Below are 18,268 nucleotides of genomic sequence, written 5' to 3' on the forward strand. Positions count from 1 at the left end.
CTTGTCGACGCGTGTGGGCCTGCCAAGTGCCCGATGTTTCGAAGAGGTCTCAACTCACCTTCACGGGGGATGCGCGCCACGGCGCGAGCCACCGGCGCGTAGACAAATGCGCGATGCGCCCCCTATTGCGCGGCCAGTCGCCCGATGCGCCCCATGATGCCCCTGGGGCGGTGGAAGCGGCGGCGCACAGGTACGCAAGCGCGCCGAATCCTCATAAGGTGAGGAGCATTGGATGCCGGCGGCGTCGACGGTCCGCCGGTGGTCGCGAGGAGGACTGCGGTGAGCGAGACGAGCCCCAAGCTGCGCGCCGAGCTGGAGGGTATCCCCACCTACAAGCCGGGCAAGCCCGCCTCGGCCGAGGGTCCGGTCGCCTACAAGCTGTCCTCCAACGAGAACCCCTATCCCCCGCTGCCGGGCGTCATGGAGCGGGTCGCGGCGGCCGTCGCCGAGTTCAACCGCTACCCCGACATGGCGTGCGGCGCCCTGATGACCGAACTGGCGGACCGCTTCGGCGTGCCGGTCTCCCATCTGGCCACCGGCACCGGCTCGGTCGGTGTGGCCCAGCAGCTGGTGCAGGCGACCAGCGGACCGGGCGACGAGGTGATCTACGCCTGGCGCTCCTTCGAGGCGTACCCGATCATCACGCGGATCAGCGGCGCCACGCCGGTGCAGGTGCCGCTCACGCCGGGCGATGTCCACGACCTGGACGCGATGGCGGACGCGATCACCGAGCGGACCCGGCTGATCTTCGTGTGCAACCCCAACAACCCGACCGGCACGGTGGTGCGGCGGGCCGAGCTGGAACGGTTCCTCGACCGGGTGCCGAAGGACGTCCTGGTGGTACTGGACGAGGCGTACCGCGAGTTCATCCGCGACCCCGAGGTGCCCGACGGGGTCGAGCTGTACCGGGAGCGGCCCAACGTCTGTGTGCTGCGCACCTTCTCCAAGGCGTACGGGCTGGCCGGGCTGCGGGTCGGGTTCGCCATCGCGCACGAGCCGGTGGCCGCCGCGCTGCGCAAGACGGCGGTGCCGTTCGGGGTCAGCCATGTCGCGCAGGAGGCGGCGATCGCCTCGCTCCAGGCCGAGGACGCGCTGCTGGGCCGGGTCGGTTCGCTGGTGTGTGAGCGCGCCCGGGTGGTCGACGCGCTGCGCGCCCAGGGCTGGACGGTGCCGGAGACGCAGGCCAACTTCGTGTGGCTGCGGCTGGGGGAGCGGACCATGGAGTTCGCGGCGGCGTGCGAGGACCACGGTGTGGTGGTGCGGCCGTTCGCCGGTGAGGGCGTGCGGGTGACGGTCGGGGAGACCGAGGCGAACGACCTGTTCCTGAAGGCCGCGGAGGCGTTCCGCCGCGAGGTGGCGGGCGAGGAGGGCTGACGTCCTCGATCTCCCGGCGATGAGCAGGGGCCCCGCTTCGGCGGGGCCCTTCGTCGTGGCGGGAAGTTGTCAGGGCCCCCCTATCGGGTGACGAATACCTGTGCGCCATAATGGCTTGTGAATGTGAACGCTTTCACAAGCCCCGTCCGGATTGCTCCCTATGTGGGGGACATAAGCGGCGAACACCGCACCGGAACGGCGAAGTAGGGAGGGGTGACGACGTGGAACTGGCGCTGGCGCCGGAGACCCTGGCGCGCTGGCAGTTCGGCATCACCACCGTCTATCACTTTCTGTTCGTCCCCCTGACGATCTCCCTGGCCGCGCTCACGGCCGGGCTGCAGACCGCCTGGGTACGCACGGAGAAGGAGGTCTACCTCAGGGCCACGAAGTTCTGGGGCAAGCTCTTCCTGATCAACATCGCGATGGGCGTGGTCACCGGCATCGTGCAGGAGTTCCAGTTCGGCATGAACTGGTCGGAGTACTCGCGCTTCGTCGGGGACATCTTCGGCGCCCCGCTGGCCTTCGAGGCGCTGATCGCCTTCTTCTTCGAGTCGACCTTCATCGGGCTGTGGATCTTCGGCTGGGACAAGCTGCCGAAGAGGCTCCACCTGGCCTGCATATGGATGGTCTCGCTCGGCACGATCCTCTCGGCGTACTTCATCCTCGCGGCCAACTCCTGGATGCAGCACCCTGTGGGCTTCCGGATCAACAAGGAGCGGGGACGCGCCGAACTGACCGATTTCTGGGCCGTGCTGACCCAGAACACCGCGCTCAGCCAGGCGTTCCACACGCTCTCCGCGGCCTTCCTGACCGGCGGCGCCTTCATGGTGGGCCTGGCCGCCTATCACCTGGCCCGGCGTCGGCACATCAGGGTGATGCGGATGTCGCTGCGGCTCGGCCTGGTCACGGTGGTGATCGCCGGTCTGCTCACCGCGATCAGCGGCGACACCCTCGGCAAGGTGATGTTCAAGCAGCAGCCGATGAAGATGGCCGCCGCCGAGGCCCTGTGGGACGGTCAGAAGCCCGCGCCCTTTTCGGTGTTCGCCTACGGCGACGTGGACAAGGGCCACAACACCGTCGCCATCGAGGTGCCGGGCATGCTGTCCTTCCTCGCCAACGACGACTTCTCCTCGTACGTCCCCGGCATCAACGATGTGAACAAGGCCGAGCAGGAGAAGTTCGGACCCGGCGACTACCGGCCCAACATCCCGGTCGCCTACTGGGGCTTCCGCTGGATGATCGGGTTCGGCATGGCCTCCTTCACCCTCGGGATGCTCGGCCTCTGGCTGACCCGGAAGAAGTTCCTGCTGCCCCAGCACCTGCGTACCGGCGACGACGAGGTGCCGCGTCTGGTGCTGTTCGGGAAGCGGACGCTGAGCCCGAAGCTCACCCACTGGTTCTGGCGCGTGGCCACCTGGACGATGGCCTTCCCGCTGATCGCCAACTCCTGGGGCTGGATCTTCACCGAGATGGGCCGCCAGCCCTGGGTGGTCTACGGCCTGTTCCAGACCCGGCAAGCGGTCTCCCCCGGTGTCTCCCAGACCGAGGTCGCCCTCTCCATGGCCGTCTTCACCGCGCTGTACGCGATCCTCGCGGTCATCGAGGTCCGGCTGCTGGTCAAGTACGCCAAGGCCGGGCCGCCGGAGCTGACCGACGCCGACCTCAACCCGCCCACGAAGATCGGCGGCGATCACCACGACGCCGACCGGCCGATGGCCTTCTCGTACTAGAGCTGGGGGAACAGCCATGGAACTGCATGACGTCTGGTTCGTCCTCATAGCCGTGCTGTGGACCGGCTACTTCTTCCTGGAGGGGTTCGACTTCGGGGTCGGTGTCCTCACCCGGCTGCTCGCCCGGGACCGGCCCGAGCGCCGGGTGCTGATCAACACCATCGGCCCGGTCTGGGACGGCAACGAGGTGTGGCTGCTCTCCGCGGCCGGTGCGACCTTCGCCGCCTTCCCGGAGTGGTACGCCACCCTGTTCTCCGGCTTCTATCTGCCGCTGCTGCTCATCCTGGTCTGCCTGATCGTGCGGGGCGTGGGCTTCGAGTACCGGGTGAAGCGTCCCGAGGAGAACTGGCAGCGCAACTGGGAGTGGGCGATCTTCTGGTCCTCGCTGATCCCGGCGTTCCTGTGGGGCGTGGCCTTCGGGAACATCGTGGGGGGCGTGAAGATCGACCGGAACTTCGAGTACGTCGGTGGCCTGGGCGATCTCTTCAACCCCTACGCCCTGCTCGGCGGCGCGGTGACGCTCACGCTGTTCACCTTCCACGGGACGGTGTTCACGGCACTAAAGACCGTCGGTGACATCCGGGCCAGGGCCCGGACGCTGGCGCTGCGCCTCGGCCCGGTCACCGTCATCCTGGCGCTCGGCTTCCTGGTCTGGACGCAGCTCCACAGCGGCGACGGCGCGAGTCTGGTCGCCTTGGTCGTGGCGGCCGTCGCCCTGGTCGGCGCGCTGGGAGCCATCTGGCGGCTGCGGGAGGGATGGGCGTTCGCACTGTCCGGGATCACCATCGCGGCCACCGTGGCGATGCTCTTCCTGTCGCTCTTCCCGAACGTCATGCCGTCCACCCTCGACGCGGACTGGAGCCTCACGGTCACCAACGCCTCGTCGAGCCCGTACACCCTGAAGATCATGACCTGGTGTGCCGTCATCGCCGCCCCGCTGGTCATGCTCTACCAGGGTTGGACCTACTGGGTCTTCCGCAAGCGCATCGGCACCCAGCACATCGCCGAAGCCGCACACTGACCGCCTCAAGGGTATGTTTCACGTGAAACACACTCTCGGGACTGAAGGACACGTTTCACGTGAAACCGATCGATCCCCGCCTCATGCGCTACGCCCGTGCCACGCGCTTCTTCCTCGTGGCGGTCGTCCTCCTGGGCGGGCTCGGCGCCGGCCTGGTCATCGCCCAGGCCATGCTGATCGCCGAAATCGTGGTCGGAGCCTTCCAGCACGGCAAGTCCGCAGGTGACCTGGTCACACCGCTGGCACTGCTGGCCGGTGTCGCCTGCGGCCGGGCCCTGGTCTCCTGGCTCACCGAGCTGGCGGCGCACCGGGCCAGTGCGGCCGTGAAGTCCGAGCTGCGGGAGCGGCTCGTCGAGCGGGCCGCTGTGCTCGGACCGGGCTGGCTGAGCGGCCAGCGCACCGGCTCGCTGGTCACCCTGGCCACCCGCGGGGTCGACGCCCTGGACGACTACTTCTCGCGGTACCTCCCGCAGATGGGGCTTGCCCTGGTCGTCCCGGTGGCGGTGCTGGCGCGGATCGTCACCGAGGACTGGGTGTCGGCGGCGATCATCGTCGCCACCCTGCCCCTCATCCCGATCTTCATGATGCTCATCGGCTGGGCCACCCAGTCCCGGATGGACCGGCAGTGGTCGCTGCTGTCCCGGCTGTCCGGCCACTTCCTGGACGTGGTCGCGGGACTGCCCACGCTGAAGGTGTTCGGCCGGGCCAAGGCGCAGGCCGACTCCATCCGCAAGATCACCGGCGAGTACCGCCGCGCCACCATGCGGACCCTGCGGATCGCCTTCCTCTCGTCCTTCGCGCTGGAGCTGCTGGCCACGCTCTCCGTCGCACTGGTCGCGGTCACCATCGGCATGCGGCTGGTGCACGGCGGGATGGACCTGTACATCGGCCTGGTCATCCTGATCCTGGCCCCCGAGGCGTATCTTCCGCTGCGCCAGGTGGGCGCGCAGTACCACGCGGCGGCGGAGGGCCTGGCGGCCGCGGAGGAGATCTTCGCCGTACTGGAGACGCCGGTCCCGGCCACCGGCACCGCGCCGGTCCCCTCCGGCTCGATGGCCTTCGACTCCCTGACGGTCCGCTATCCGGGCCGGTCGGCGGATGCCGTCACCGACGTGTCCTTCTCCGTCGAGCCCGGCGAGACCGTGGCGCTGATCGGGCCGAGCGGCGCGGGCAAGTCCACCCTGCTGAGCGTGCTCCTCGGCTTCGTCCGGCCCACCGAGGGCCAGGTCCGTATCGGCGGCGCCGACCTCGCCGACCTCGATCTGGAGGAGTGGCGCTCCCGGATCGCCTGGGTCCCCCAGCGGCCGCACCTGTACGCCGGGACCATCGCGGAGAACGTCCGGCTGGCCCGCCCCGACGCGGACGACACCGCCGTACGCCGGGCGATGGCGGACGCGGGCGCGCTGGAGTTCGTGGACGCGCTCCCCGCGGGCGCGGACACGGTGCTCGGTGAGGACGGGGCCGGTCTCTCCGCGGGTCAGCGGCAGCGGCTCGCCCTGGCCCGCGCCTTCCTCGCCGACCGGCCGGTGCTGCTCCTGGACGAGCCCACCGCCGCACTGGACGGCGCGACCGAGGCCGATGTCGTCGCCGCGGTACGGCGGCTCGCGGTCGGCCGCACGGTGCTGCTGGTCGTGCACCGGCCCGCGCTGCTGGAGGTCGCCGACCGGGTGGTGCGGCTGGAGCTGTCCGAGCCTGTCGCCGTTCCCGAGCCGGTCCTGGCCGAGGCGCTCGCCCCCGAGCTGGCCGCCGCCGCGCTCGACGCGCATGTGCCCGAGCCCGCCGCGCCCGGCAAACCCTTCTTCCCCGAGCCGGACGACGCCGACGACGACCTGGGCGAGTCCGCGCCCGAGACGGTGACCGCTCAGGAACAGGGCATCCTGGCCCGCGTCCGCTCCGTGGCCGCGGCCCGGCGTGGCCGACTGCTCTTCGCGCTGCTGCTCGGCAGCCTGGCCCTCGGCTGCGCCGTCGGTCTGATGGCGACCTCCGGCTGGCTGATCTCCCGCGCCTCGCAGCAGCCTCCGGTGCTGTACCTGCTGGTCGCCGTCACGGCCACGCGGTTCTTCGGCATCGGCCGTGCCGTCTTCCGGTACAGCGAGCGGCTGGTGTCGCACGACGCCGTGCTGCGCATGCTCGCCGACACCCGTGTCGCCGTCTACAAGCGGCTGGAGCGCCTAGCCCCGGCCGGGCTGCGGGGCACCCGGCGTGGCGATCTGCTCACCCGGCTCGTCGCCGACGTGGACGCCTTCCAGGACTACTGGCTGCGCTGGCTGCTGCCCACCGGGGTGGCGGTCGTCGTCTCCGCCGCCTCGGTTGGCTTCACCGCCTGGCTGCTCCCCGAGGCGGGCGCCGCGCTCGCCGTCGGCCTGCTGCTCGCCGGGGTCGGCGTCCCGCTGATCACCGCGGCCGTCGCCCGGCGCACCGAACGACGGCTGGCGCCCGCCCGGGGCGTGCTGGCCACCCGGGTGACCGACCTGCTCACCGGCACCGCCGAGCTGACCGTCGCCGGGGCACTGCCCTCGCGTACGGCGGCCACCCGGCAGGCCGACGGCATCCTCACCCGGATCGCGTCCCGCGCCGCCGGGGCCACGGCGCTCGGCGACGGCCTGACCGCGCTGATCCAGGGGCTGACCGTCACCGTCGCCGCGCTGCTCGGGGCGCAGGCGGCGGCCGGGGGCCGTATCCACGGCGTGCTGGTGGCCGTGGTCGTCCTGACCCCGCTGGCCGCGTTCGAGGCGGTGCTCGGCCTCCCGCTGGCCGTCCGCTACCGGCAGCGGGTCGCCCGCAGCGCCGAGCGCGTCTACGAGGTCCTGGACGCCCCGGTGCCGGTCCACGAGCCCGAGCAGCCCCGCGAGGCACCCGCCTCGCCCTTCCCGCTCGTGGTGAAGGACCTGACCGCCCGCTACGAGGACCAGCACCGCGACGCGCTCGACGGGCTCGACATCACTCTGGACCGGGGCCGCCGGATCGCCGTGGTCGGTCCCTCCGGTTCCGGCAAGACCACGCTCGCCCAGGTGCTGCTGCGCTTCCTGGACGCTGGTTCGGGCACGTACACGCTCGCCGGGGTCCCGGCGGACGAGATGGACGGCGACGAGGTGCGGCGGCTGGTCGGGCTGTGTGCCCAGGACGCCCATCTCTTCGACAGCAGCGTGCGGGAGAACCTCCTGCTCGCGCGGAAGGACGCGACCGAGGCCGAGCTGCGCGACGTGCTGCTGCGGGCCCGGCTGCTGGACTGGGTGGACGGGCTCCCCGAGGGCCTGGACACGCATGTCGGCGAGCACGGCGCCCGGCTCTCCGGCGGTCAGCGGCAGCGGCTCGCGCTGGCCCGCGCGCTGCTCGCGGACTTCCCGGTGCTGGTGCTGGACGAGCCCGCCGAGCACCTCGATCTGCCCACGGCGGACGCCCTCACCGAGGACCTGCTGGCCGCGACCGAGGGCCGCACCACGCTGCTGATCACGCACCGGCTCGCCGGTCTCGCCGCCGTCGACGAGGTGCTCGTCCTCGACGCGGGCCGCGTGGTGCAGCGTGGCCCGTACGCCGAGCTGCTCACTGTGGACGGCCCGCTGGCCACGATGGCCCGCCGTGAGGCCGAGGCGGAGTCCCTCGTCGTGCTGTGACCGGGCGGGCGGTCAGACCCGGCCCGCGAGGAGGTCCTCGATCACGCGGGCCACGCCGTCCTCGTTGTTGACGTGGGTGCGGCCGGTGGCGGCGGCCAGGGTGTCGGGGTGCGCGTTGCCCATGGCGTAGGAGCGCCCGGCCCAGGTCAGCATCTCGATGTCGTTGGGCATGTCGCCGAAGGCGACGACCTCCTCGTGCGAGATGCCGCGCTCGGCACAGCACAGGGCCAGCGTGCTGGCCTTGGAGACGCCGGGCCCGCTCAGCTCCAGCAGGGCGCTGGGGCTGGACCGGGTGACGTTGGCGTGGCCGCCGATGGCGATCCGGGCGAGGGTGAGGAAGGCGTCCGGGTCGAGGTCGGGGTGGTGGGCGAGGATCTTCAGCACCGGCTGGCTCGCGGCGACCCCGTCCGGTGCGAGCAGTTCCTCGGCGGGCCGCAGGGTGTCCGGGATCTCCATGTGCAGCTTGGGATAGGCGGGCTCCTGGTGGAAGCCGTAGGTCTGCTCGACCGCGAACAGGGTGCCGGGGGCCGCGTCGCGCAGCAGCTGTACGGCCTTCAGGGCGTTCTCCCTGGCCAGCTCGCGCACCTTCACGAACCGGTGGGCGCCGGGTCCGCCGTGCAGGTCGACCACGGCGGCGCCGTTGCCGCAGATCGCCAGGCCGTGGCCGTGCACATGCTCGCTGACGACGTCCATCCAGCGGGCGGGGCGGCCGGTGACGAAGAAGACCTCGATCCCCGCCTTCTCGGCTGCGGCCAGCGCGGCGACGGTACGTGCGGACACGGTCCCGTCATCGCGCAGCAGGGTGCCGTCGAGGTCGGTGGCGATCAGGCGCGGCGGCGGGAGAGAGCCCCCTCCTCGTCCGGACGTGGCCGACGGCTGGGCGGAGGCCGGGGTCCCCGGCTGTCTGGTCGCTGAGGTCACCCGGCCATTCTCGCGCATATGCGCGCACGGCCGTGCGTGAGTGCGCGCAGATGAGGTCAGGGATGCGTCAGACGAGTTCAGGATCGCGTTCCGAGCGGCCATCCGGGCGTCGTAGGCTCAACGGCATGGCCCTTCGTCTCAGTACCGTGATCCTTCCCGTCGACCGCTGGCACGAGGGAGGACGGGCGAAATGGCAGCGGGCCGAGGAGCTCGGGTTCCATGCCGCGTACACCTATGACCATCTGTCGTGGCGGACCTTCCGGGACGGGCCGTGGTTCGGGGCGCTGCCGACGCTGACGGCCGCCGCCGGGGTGACCGAGCGGCTGCGGCTGGGGACGCTGGTGACCTCGCCGAACTTCCGGCATCCGGTGACCCTGGCCAAGGAGCTGATCTCCCTGGACGACATCTCCGGCGGCCGGGTCGCCCTGGGGGTCGGGGCGGGCGGCTCCGGGTTCGACGCGACGGCGCTCGGGCAGGAGGCGTGGTCGCCGCGTGAGCGGGCCGACCGGTTCGCGGAGTTCGTCTCGCTGCTGGACCAGCTGCTGACCGAGGACGCGGTGTCGTACGCGGGGGACTTCTACTCGGCGCACGAGGCCCGCAACATTCCGGGGTGCGTGCAGCGGCCCCGGCTGCCGTTCGCGGTGGCGGCGACGGGTCCGCGCGGGCTGAAGCTGGCGGCGCGGTACGGGCAGGCGTGGGTGACCACGGGCGACCCGAAGCTGTTCGAGACGGGTACGCCGGAGCAGTCGGTGCTGGCGGTGGAGGGGCAGATCGGTCGGCTCACCGAGGCGTGCGCGGAGATCGGCCGGGATGTGGCCGACCTGGACAAGATCATGCTGACCGGGTTCACCCCGGACCGCGCGCGTCCGCTGGAGTCCGTCGACGCGTTCGTGGACTTCGCGGGCCGGTACGCCGCGCTGGGCATCACCGAGCTGGTGATCCACTGGCCCATCGCCGACTCGGACTTCGCGGCCGACCAGGCCGTCTTCGAGAAGATCGCCACCGAGGCCGTCGCCCAGCTCGGCTGAGCGGGCGGGGACCTCAGCGCGGCTCGGAGAAGCGCAGATAGCGCGGCGGGACGGCGTCGGTCAGCCAGACGCCGTTCGCGCTGACGTGGAAGACGTGGCCGTCGCGGTGCATGGCCCCCACTCTTTCTCTCATAGGGTGCTTTTCGTATCTCCCTCTCTTCGGGCCGCCCCGCGTTTTCGGCCCGTTCTCTGCGCCTCCCCAGCCTCCCGGAGAGACGCGGATCACGCATATGATTTACGCGGGCAGGTTTGATCCACAGCCAACGCCCGTTATCCACAGCCTTTTTGACGATTCTGTGGACAACCGACGCCCGTTTCAGGCATGTTGATCAACTTCCGGGTGCTTCACGGCAGATGGAGCGCCCGAGGCCGACCCCCCGCCTCACAACTTCGGCTCCACCCGCGCTACTTTGCGCAGCGCCCCCGGCAGAAACCGCGCCAGCAGATACGCCCCCCGCGCCTCAGGAGTCACCGGCACCACGGCACGGTTCTCCGCCACCGCGTCCAGGATCGCCCTGGCGACCTTCTCCGGCGGGTAGTTGCGCTTCCCGTACAGCAGGGACGACCGCTCCTGGCGCCGCCGCGCCTCGGTCTCGTCCACCCCCGTGAAGCGTGTCGTCGACGTGATGTTGGTGTTGACGATGCCCGGGCAGATGGCCGTAACTCCGATGTCCTGCCCGGCCAGTTCGGCGCGCAGGCATTCCGAGAGCATCAGCACCGCCGCCTTCGACGTGCTGTACGCCGGAAGCGTCCGCGAGGGCTGGAAGGCCGCTGCCGAGGCGATGTTGACGATGTGGCCGCCCTGCCCGCGCTCGGCCATGCGGGCGCCGAAGAGGCGGCAACCATGGATGACACCCCACAAGTTGACGTCCAGCACCTTGCGCCAGTCGTCCGAGGTGGTGGTGAAGAAGGAGCCGGACAGGCCGATGCCCGCATTGTTGACCAGCACGTCCAGCACCCCGTACTCGCGGTGCACCCGCTCGGCCAGTTTCTCCATGGCCTGCTCGTCCGAGACGTCCACCGTCTCCGCCCAGGCACCCGACGCCCCTGCCGCCAGGGCCAGTTCGGCGGTGCGGGCGGCCGTCCCGGCGTCCCGGTCGACCGCCACCACCCGCGCCCCTGCCTCCGCGAGAGCGAGTGCGGTCGCGCGACCGATACCGCTGCCCGCACCCGTGACCAGCGCCAACTGGCCGCCGAATCGGTCGGCATGAGGACCGCTGCCCCGCGAAGACTCGCCCTGCTCCACGGAGGTCACGAACTCCTCGATCCATCGAGCCAGTTGGTCGGGCCGGGTGCGCGGCACCCAGTGCTTGGCCGGGAGCGTGCGCCGGGTCAGCCTCGGCACCCACCGCTCCAGGTCGTCGTAGAGCCGCTCCGAGAGGAACGCGTCGCCCTGCGGAGTGATCAGCTGCACCGGTACGTGCGCGACGGCGTCCGGGCGGGGGCGGCGCAGCCGGGGGCGGACGTTGTCCCGGTACAGCCAGGCGCCGTGGGCCGCGTCGGAGGGGAGTGAGGCCGTCGGGTAGTCGCCGGACGGGACCTTCTCGGCCCGCTCCAGCAGCTTCGGCCACCGCTTGCCCAGCGGCCCGCGCCAGGCCAGCTCCGGCAGCACGGGCGTGTGCAGCAGGTACACGTACCAGGACTTGGCGCCCTGGCCGAGGAGTTGGCCCACCCGGCGCGGGGTCGGACGCTTCACGCGGGCGTCGATCCAGTGGCCGAAGTGGTCCAGCGAAGGGCCGGACATGGAGGTGAACGAGGCGATGCGGCCCTGTGTCCGCGCGACCGTCACGAACTCCCAGGACTGCACCGAACCCCAGTCGTGCCCGACCAGGTGCACCGGCCGGTCCGGGCTCACCGCGTCGATCACCGCGAGGAAGTCGTCCGTCAGCTTGGTCAGGGTGAAACCGCCGCGCAGCGGCTTCGGCGCGGTCGAGCCGCCGTGGCCGCGCACGTCGTAGAGGACCACGTGGAAGTCGTCCGCGAGGCGGGCGGCCACCTCGGACCAGACCTCCTTGCTGTCCGGGTAGCCGTGCACCAGCACCACGGTGGGGCGCTCCGGATCGCCCAGTTCGGCCACGCACAGCTCGATCCCGCCGGTACGCACCCGCCGCTCACGCGCGTCCTTCAGCGTCACTTGCTCCTCCGCCCGTATCCGCCCGCATCCGTCCGGCGCCACCGCGCGGCACCGCTCGTACGACTTCCTGCGAATGTGGCAGTTGTTAGAGTCGGCGTCAATAGGGGAGATCACCCAGGGGTCGGCCCACCAGCCGCGCGTGTCGCCCACCCCTGGGGCCTGTCTTCCGGATCTTGCCGGGGTCGCGGGCCCTGGCACGCACATCTGCGGCGTTGTCGTCGGTTGCCGACGCTCCGCGTCGACGCCCTCCTCCGCCTTGCAGCTGCACGCACCAGACCCCGCTCGGGTCGGCCCGAAGGCACCGTCGGCCCGAGCCGGCCTGATCCGGAAGAAAGGCCCTAGGGACCGCACCCCCTAGGGCCCCGTACTACCCGAGACGGACCCCAAGACGGCTCTGTGGTCTGACGACCCGCGTGCCCCACGTCACTACCGTCGAGGACGTGACTGTGATCGTGACCGAGAGCCTGAGCAAGCGGTTCCCCCGGGTGACCGCGCTCGACCGGCTGTCCGTGGACATCGGACCCGGTGTGACGGGACTCGTCGGTGCCAACGGCGCCGGCAAGTCCACCCTGATCAAGATCCTGCTGGGTCTGTCCCCCGCCAGCGAGGGCCGCGCCGCCGTGCTCGGCCTCGACGTGGCGACCGAAGGCGCCGCCATCCGCGAACAGGTCGGCTACATGCCGGAGCACGACTGCCTGCCGCCCGACGTCTCGGCCACCGAGTTCGTCGTGCACATGGCGCGCATGTCCGGCCTGCCGCCCGCCGCCGCCCGCGAGCGCACCGCCGACACCCTGCGCCACGTCGGGCTGTACGAGGAGCGCTACCGCCCCATCGGCGGCTACTCGACCGGCATGAAGCAGCGGGTCAAGCTGGCGCAGGCGCTGGTGCACGACCCCCGGCTGGTCTTCCTGGACGAGCCGACCAACGGCCTCGACCCGGTCGGCCGGGACGAGATGCTCGGCCTGATCCGGCGGGTCCACACCGACTTCGGCATCTCGGTCCTGGTCACCTCCCATCTGCTGGGCGAACTGGAGCGCACCTGCGACCACGTCGTGGTCGTCGACGGCGGCAAGCTGCTGCGGTCCAGCTCCACCACCGACTTCACGCAGAACACCACGACGCTGGCCGTCGAGGTCACCGACAGCGACACCCACCCCGACGGCACCCGCGCCCTCGCCGAGGCGCTGCACGCGCGCGGGATCGACACCCATGACGACGGCGGCGGCCTGCCCGGCGCCGGTCACATCCTGCTGCTCACCGCGCAGGGCGAGGAGACGTACGACCTGGTGCGCGACACCGTCGCCGGGCTCGGCCTCGGCCTGGTCCGGATGGAACAGCGGCGCCACCACATCTCCGAGGTGTTCACCCGCGACGAGCAGCGGAAGGAGGCAGTCGGCCATGGCGGTTGACCAGCCCGTCCCCACGGCACCGGCGCCCTTGGGCGACCAGTCCCGCATCCACGACATCGGCTACCGCGGCTACGACGGCCCGCGCCTCGGCCGCGCCTACGCCCGTCTCTCGCTGTACTCGCAGTCCCTGCGCGGCGCCTACGGTCTCGGCCGGTCGGCCAAGTCCAAGGTGCTGCCGATGCTGCTGTTCGCGGTGATCTGCGTGCCCGCCGCCATCATGGTCGCCGTCGCGGTGACCACCAAGGCGCACGAACTGCCGGTCCCCTACACCCGGTACGCGATCATCATGCAGGCCGTGATCAGCCTGTTCGTCGCGTCCCAGGCGCCGCAGTCCGTCTCCCGCGACCTGCGCTTCAAGACGGTCCCGCTGTACTTCTCGCGGCCCATCGAGACCGTCGACTATGTGCTCGCCAAGTTCGCGGCGCTCGCCTCGGCCCTGTTCATCCTCACCGGGGGCCCGCTGCTCGTGCTGTACGTGGGCGCGCTGCTCGCCAAGATGGGCGTGGCGCACCAGAGCGAGAAGTTCGGCCAGGGACTGGTCGCGGTGGTCCTGCTCTCCCTGCTGTTCGCCGGGATCGGCCTGGTCATCGCCGCCATCACCCCGCGCCGCGGCTTCGGCATCGCCGCCGTCATCGCCGTCATGACCATCTCCTACGGCGCCGTCTCCACCCTCCAGGCCATCGCCGACTCCCAGGGCAACAGCGGCGCGACGCCGTGGATCGGGCTGTTCTCCCCGGTCACCCTGATCGACGGCGTCCAGTCCGCGCTGCTCGGCGGCCAGTCGTCGTTCCCCAGCGGCGTCGGCCCGTCGACCGGGCAGGGCTTCGTCTACCTGATCGTCGTCCTCGGCCTGATCGCCGCGAGCTACGGCCTCCTGCTGCGCCGCTACAAGAAGGTGGGCCTGTGACAACGCTCCAGATCGATCACGTCTCCCGCTGGTTCGGCAACGTGGTCGCCGTCAACGACATCACCATGACCATCGGTCCCGGTGTCACGGGCCTCCTCGGCCCCAACGGCGCGGGCAAGTCCACCCTCATCAACATGATGGGCGGCTTCCTCGCCCCCTCCACCGGCACCGTCACCCTCGACGGAAAGCCGGTGTGGCGCAACGAGTCGGTGTACCAGCACATCGGCATCGTCCCCGAGCGCGAGGCGATGTACGACTTCCTGACGGGCCGCGAGTTCGTCCTCGCCAACGCCGAGTTGCACGGACTCGGCGCCAAGGCCGCCCAGCGCGCCCTGGCCACGGTCGAGATGGAGCCCGCCCAGGACCGGAAGATCTCCACCTACTCCAAGGGCATGCGCCAGCGCGTGAAGATGGCGTCCGCGCTCGTCCACGATCCCTCGCTGCTGCTGCTCGACGAGCCCTTCAACGGCATGGACCCGCGCCAGCGGCTCCAGCTGATGGAGCTGCTGCGCGCCATGGGCGACGAGGGCCGCACCGTGCTGTTCTCCTCGCACATCCTGGAGGAGGTCGAGCAGCTCGCCCGGCACATCGAGGTCGTCGTCGCCGGACGGCACGCGGCCAGCGGCGACTTCCGCAAGATCCGCCGCCTGATGACCGACCGCCCGCACCGCTATCTGGTCCGCTCCAGCGACGACCGCGCCCTCGCGGCCGCCCTGATCGCCGACCCGTCCACCGCGGGCATCGAGGTCGACGCCGTCGAGGGCGGGCTGATCGTCCAGGCCGTCGACTTCGGCCGCTTCACCACGCTGCTGCCCAAGGTCGCCAGTGACCAGGGCATCCGGCTCCTCACGGTCTCGCCCTCGGACGAGTCCCTGGAGTCCGTCTTCTCGTATCTCGTCGCGGCGTAGGAGGCCGAAGATGTACGACCCCACAGTCGCCCGGCTCACCTACCGGGCCCTGCTCGGCCGCCGCCGGGCCCTCGTCCTCGGCGCCCTGCCCCTGCTGCTCATCGTGATCTCGGTGGCCGTCCGCCTGCTGACCGGGGCCGACGACCAGGTCGCCGCCGACGTGCTCGGCGGGTTCGCGCTCGCCACCATGATGCCGATCATCGGCGTCATCGCGGGCACCGGCGCGATCGGGCCGGAGATCGACGACGGTTCCGTGGTCTATCTGCTGTCCAAGCCGCTGAAGCGGCCGACGATCATCTTCACCAAGCTGATCGTGGCCATCGCGGTAACCATGGTGTTCTCCGCGCTGCCCACCCTGATCGCGGGCCTGATCCTCAACGGCAACGGCCAGCAGGTCGCCATCGCCTACACGGTCGCCGCGCTCGTCGCGTCCATCGCCTACTCGGCGCTGTTCCTGCTGCTGGGCACGGTCTCGCGGCACGCGGTGGTCTTCGGCCTGGTCTACGCCCTGGTCTGGGAGGCCCTGTTCGGCTCCCTGGTGTCCGGCGCCCGCACCCTGAGCGTCCAGCAGTGGTCGCTCGCGGTCGCGCACAAGGTGGTCGGCAGCAACCTGATCACCTCCGACGTCGGCCTGCCCACCGCCACCGCCCTGCTGGTCGTGGTCACCGTCGCCGCCACCTGGTACGCGGGCCAGCGGCTGCGCGCGCTGACCCTGGCGGGCGAGGAGTAGGAGGGGCCGCCCAACCGGAGAACCGGCCGGGAGGCAGGGCACGACCAAGCCGTGCCCTGCCTCTCAGCCGAGCAGGCGCTCCAGGACCAGCGCGATGCCGTCGTCCTCGTTGGAGGCGGTCACCTCGTCGGCCACGGCCTTGAGGTCCTCGTGGGCGTTGGCCATGGCCACGCTGTGCGCGGCCCAGGCGAACATCGGCAGGTCGTTCGGCATGTCGCCGAAGGCGATCGTGTCGGCCGCCTTCAGCTTCAGCCGCCGGGCCGCCAGCGACAGCCCGGTGGCCTTGGACAGCCCGAGCGGCAGCAGCTCCACGATGCCCTCGCCCGCCATGACGACGGTGACGAAACCGCCCGCCGCGCGCGAGGCCGCCTCCGCCAGCTCGTCCGTGGACAGCGTCGGATGCTGGATGTAGATCTTGTTCAGCGGCGCTTCCCAGAGGTCGGCCGCGTTCGTGAACGCCTTCGCCGGGAGTCGGCCGGTGACCGAGTAACCGGGGCCGACCATGACGTCGCCGTCCAGGCCGTCCCGGCTCGCCGCCAGGTACAGCGGGCCCACCTCGGCCTCTATCTTGGCCAGCGCCACGCCCGCCAGCTGCCGGTCCAGGGTCACCGAGGTCAGCAGCCGGTGCTGTCCGGCGTCGTAGACCTGGGCGCCCTGGCCGCAGACGGCGAGGCCCTGGTAACCGAGGTCGTCCAGGATGTGCCGGGTCCAGGGGACCGCGCGGCCGGTGACGACGATGTGCGCGGCACCCGCGGCCGTGGCGGCGGCGAGCGCCTCACGGGTGCGCGGCGAGATCGTCTCGTCGCCGCGCAGCAGCGTGCCGTCCAGGTCGGTCGCGATCAGCCGGTAGGGAAGGGGGCTGCTCACTTGGCGACCGGCTCCAGGACTTCCCGTCCGCCCAGGTAGGGGCGCAGGACCTCGGGGACACGGACCGAGCCGTCGGGCTGCTGGTGGTTCTCCAGGATCGCCACGATGGTGCGCGGTACGGCGCACAGGGTGCCGTTCAGCGTGGCCAGCGGGCGGACCTGCTTGCCGTCGCGCATCCGGATCTGGAGGCGGCGGGACTGGTACTCGGTGCAGTCCGAGGTGGACGTCAGCTCGCGGTACTTGCCCTGGGTCGGAATCCACGCCTCGCAGTCGAACTTGCGGGCGGCGGAGGAGCCCAGGTCACCGGTGGCCACGTCGATCACGCGGAACGGCAGCTCCAGCGAGGTCAGCCACTGCTTCTCCCACTCCAGCAGACGCTGGTGCTCGGCCTCGGAGTCCTCCGGGGCGACGTAGGAGAACATCTCCACCTTGTCGAACTGGTGGACGCGGAAGATGCCGCGGGTGTCCTTGCCGTGCGAACCGGCCTCGCGGCGGAAGCAGGGGGAGAAACCGGCGTACCGCAGCGGCAGCCGGTCCGCGTCGATGATCTCGTCCATGTGGTACGCGGCGAGCGCCACCTCGGAGGTGCCGACCAGGTAGAGGTCGTCCTTGTCCAGGTGGTACACGTCCTGCGCGGCCTGGCCGAGGAAGCCGGTGCCCGCCATGGACTGGGGGCGGACCAGCGCCGGGGTCAGCATCGGGGTGAAGCCCGCCGCGGTGGCCTGCGCGATGGCCGCGTTGACCAGGGCCAGCTCCAGCAGGGCGCCGACGCCGGTGAGGAAGTAGAAGCGGGAGCCGGAGACCTTGGCGCCGCGCTCGGTGTCGATCGCGCCGAGGATCTGGCCGAGCTCCAGGTGGTCCTTGGGCGCGAAGCCCTCGGCGTCGAAGTCGCGGATCGCGCCGTGCGTCTCCAGGGTGACGAAGTCCTCCTCGCCACCGACCGGGACACCGGGGTGCACGAGGTTGCTGACGCCGAGCAGCAGGCGCTGGGTCTCCGCGTCGGCCTCGTCGCGCTCGGCGTCGGCCGCCTTGACGTCGGCCTTCAGCTGCTCGGCACGGTTGAGCAGCTCGGCCCGCTCCTCGGGCGTGGCCTTGGGGATCAGCTTGCCGAGCTGCTTCTGCTCGGCGCGCAGCTCGTCGAAGCGGACGCCGGAGGACCTGCGCCGCTCGTCGGCAGACAGGAGGGAGTCGACGAGCGCGACATCCTCTCCACGAGCACGCTGGGAGGCGCGCGCACGGTCAGGGTCCTCACGAAGCAGGCGAAGGTCAATCACAGGCCCCAGGCTACCGGTGCGCGTGGAGCGGACGTGACCCACATACCCGGGCTGCAGCCGGGGCGGCCGTGGGCATCCACACCCCGGGAAAAGTTATCCACAGGCTGTGTGGAGTGACTGTGGATTTCGGAATTGATCATTCCGAGTGAGTTGTGTCCCGAGGAATTCCCGGTTCAAACTCCCTGGATAACCACTTTCGAGTGGAAAGTGGTCGTCCCAAAAGCTGAATCGATGGAAACAGGTGGACGAAGGGTGATCCGGGCTGGGCTGAATGCACCTGAGGACTGTGAGCCGATTTGTCGACCGGGTGGGGCTTGTTGTCGACTTGTCCCCAGGTAGAGAAGCGGACCT

At 70.8% G+C, this 18,268-nt stretch carries 13 protein-coding genes and 1 pseudogene; 9 read left to right on the forward strand and 5 right to left on the reverse strand.

Annotated elements, in window-relative coordinates; all coding sequences use genetic code 11:
- The first annotated feature begins 279 nt into the window (after window positions 1–279).
- The 4 genes from hisC (at window position 280) to cydD (ending at window position 7,739) form a co-directional block, all read left to right on the forward strand.
- Window positions 280–1,374 carry a histidinol-phosphate transaminase gene (gene hisC / locus ACI2LY_RS24830; protein WP_404709081.1) on the forward strand — a complete coding sequence of 365 codons (1,095 nt, stop codon included), beginning with the start codon at window positions 280–282 and terminating at the stop codon, window positions 1,372–1,374.
- 221 nt (window positions 1,375–1,595) lie between these two features.
- A complete protein-coding gene (locus ACI2LY_RS24835) occupies window positions 1,596–3,104 on the forward strand; it encodes a cytochrome ubiquinol oxidase subunit I (RefSeq protein ID WP_404709082.1) in 1,509 nt (502 codons plus the stop codon).
- Window positions 3,105–3,120: 16 nt separating this feature from the next.
- Entirely contained in the window at window positions 3,121–4,125 is a 1,005-nt protein-coding gene (gene cydB, locus ACI2LY_RS24840; protein WP_404709083.1) for a cytochrome d ubiquinol oxidase subunit II, read from the forward strand.
- A gap of 59 nt (window positions 4,126–4,184) precedes the next feature.
- Entirely contained in the window at window positions 4,185–7,739 is a 3,555-nt protein-coding gene (gene cydD / locus ACI2LY_RS24845) for a thiol reductant ABC exporter subunit CydD (protein WP_404709084.1), read from the forward strand.
- A gap of 12 nt (window positions 7,740–7,751) precedes the next feature.
- On the opposite strand, the gene ACI2LY_RS24850 is transcribed toward cydD, so the two are convergent.
- Window positions 7,752–8,678, reverse strand: coding sequence for an HAD family hydrolase (locus tag ACI2LY_RS24850; protein ID WP_404709085.1), 927 nt, complete (start codon window positions 8,676–8,678; stop codon window positions 7,752–7,754).
- A gap of 107 nt (window positions 8,679–8,785) precedes the next feature.
- On the opposite strand from ACI2LY_RS24850, the gene ACI2LY_RS24855 reads away from it, so the two are divergent.
- Window positions 8,786–9,688, forward strand: a complete 903-nt coding sequence (locus ACI2LY_RS24855) for an LLM class flavin-dependent oxidoreductase (RefSeq protein ID WP_404709086.1) — start codon at window positions 8,786–8,788, stop codon at window positions 9,686–9,688.
- A gap of 13 nt (window positions 9,689–9,701) precedes the next feature.
- On the opposite strand, the pseudogene ACI2LY_RS24860 reads toward ACI2LY_RS24855, so the two are convergent.
- Both ACI2LY_RS24860 and ACI2LY_RS24865 read right to left on the reverse strand, forming a co-directional pair.
- Window positions 9,702–9,863: pseudogene (locus tag ACI2LY_RS24860) on the reverse strand (RNA 2'-phosphotransferase); the annotation flags it as partial.
- A gap of 207 nt (window positions 9,864–10,070) precedes the next feature.
- Complete coding sequence (locus ACI2LY_RS24865) at window positions 10,071–11,822, reverse strand: SDR family oxidoreductase (RefSeq protein ID WP_404709087.1); 1,752 nt, start codon at window positions 11,820–11,822, stop codon at window positions 10,071–10,073.
- Window positions 11,823–12,268: 446 nt separating this feature from the next.
- On the opposite strand from ACI2LY_RS24865, the gene ACI2LY_RS24870 reads away from it, so the two are divergent.
- The 4 genes from ACI2LY_RS24870 to ACI2LY_RS24885 are packed head-to-tail and all read left to right on the forward strand — an operon-like array spanning window position 12,269 to window position 15,776.
- Entirely contained in the window at window positions 12,269–13,231 is a 963-nt protein-coding gene (locus tag ACI2LY_RS24870; RefSeq protein WP_404709183.1) for an ABC transporter ATP-binding protein, read from the forward strand.
- Window positions 13,221–14,138 carry an ABC transporter permease subunit gene (locus ACI2LY_RS24875; RefSeq protein ID WP_404709088.1) on the forward strand — a complete coding sequence of 306 codons (918 nt, stop codon included), beginning with the start codon at window positions 13,221–13,223 and terminating at the stop codon, window positions 14,136–14,138. The genes ACI2LY_RS24870 and ACI2LY_RS24875 overlap by 11 nt, the downstream gene beginning before the upstream one ends.
- Window positions 14,135–15,046, forward strand: a complete 912-nt coding sequence (locus tag ACI2LY_RS24880) for an ABC transporter ATP-binding protein (protein WP_404709089.1) — start codon at window positions 14,135–14,137, stop codon at window positions 15,044–15,046. The genes ACI2LY_RS24875 and ACI2LY_RS24880 overlap by 4 nt, the downstream gene beginning before the upstream one ends.
- Before the next feature lie 10 nt (window positions 15,047–15,056).
- A complete protein-coding gene (locus tag ACI2LY_RS24885) occupies window positions 15,057–15,776 on the forward strand; it encodes an ABC transporter permease subunit (protein ID WP_404709090.1) in 720 nt (239 codons plus the stop codon).
- A 63-nt stretch (window positions 15,777–15,839) separates the two neighbouring features.
- On the opposite strand, the gene ACI2LY_RS24890 is transcribed toward ACI2LY_RS24885, so the two are convergent.
- Both ACI2LY_RS24890 and serS read right to left on the reverse strand, forming a co-directional pair.
- Window positions 15,840–16,643: an HAD family hydrolase gene (locus ACI2LY_RS24890; RefSeq protein ID WP_404709091.1), complete on the reverse strand. Its 804-nt coding sequence runs from the start codon at window positions 16,641–16,643 to the stop codon at window positions 15,840–15,842.
- Window positions 16,640–17,917 carry a serine--tRNA ligase gene (gene serS / locus ACI2LY_RS24895; protein ID WP_393913300.1) on the reverse strand — a complete coding sequence of 426 codons (1,278 nt, stop codon included), beginning with the start codon at window positions 17,915–17,917 and terminating at the stop codon, window positions 16,640–16,642. Before serS ends, ACI2LY_RS24890 begins: the two co-directional genes overlap by 4 nt.
- Window positions 17,918–18,268 lie beyond the last annotated feature (351 nt).

The organism is Streptomyces sp. NPDC002176, assembly GCF_044903645.1.
In the GTDB taxonomy this organism is placed as follows: domain Bacteria; phylum Actinomycetota; class Actinomycetes; order Streptomycetales; family Streptomycetaceae; genus Streptomyces.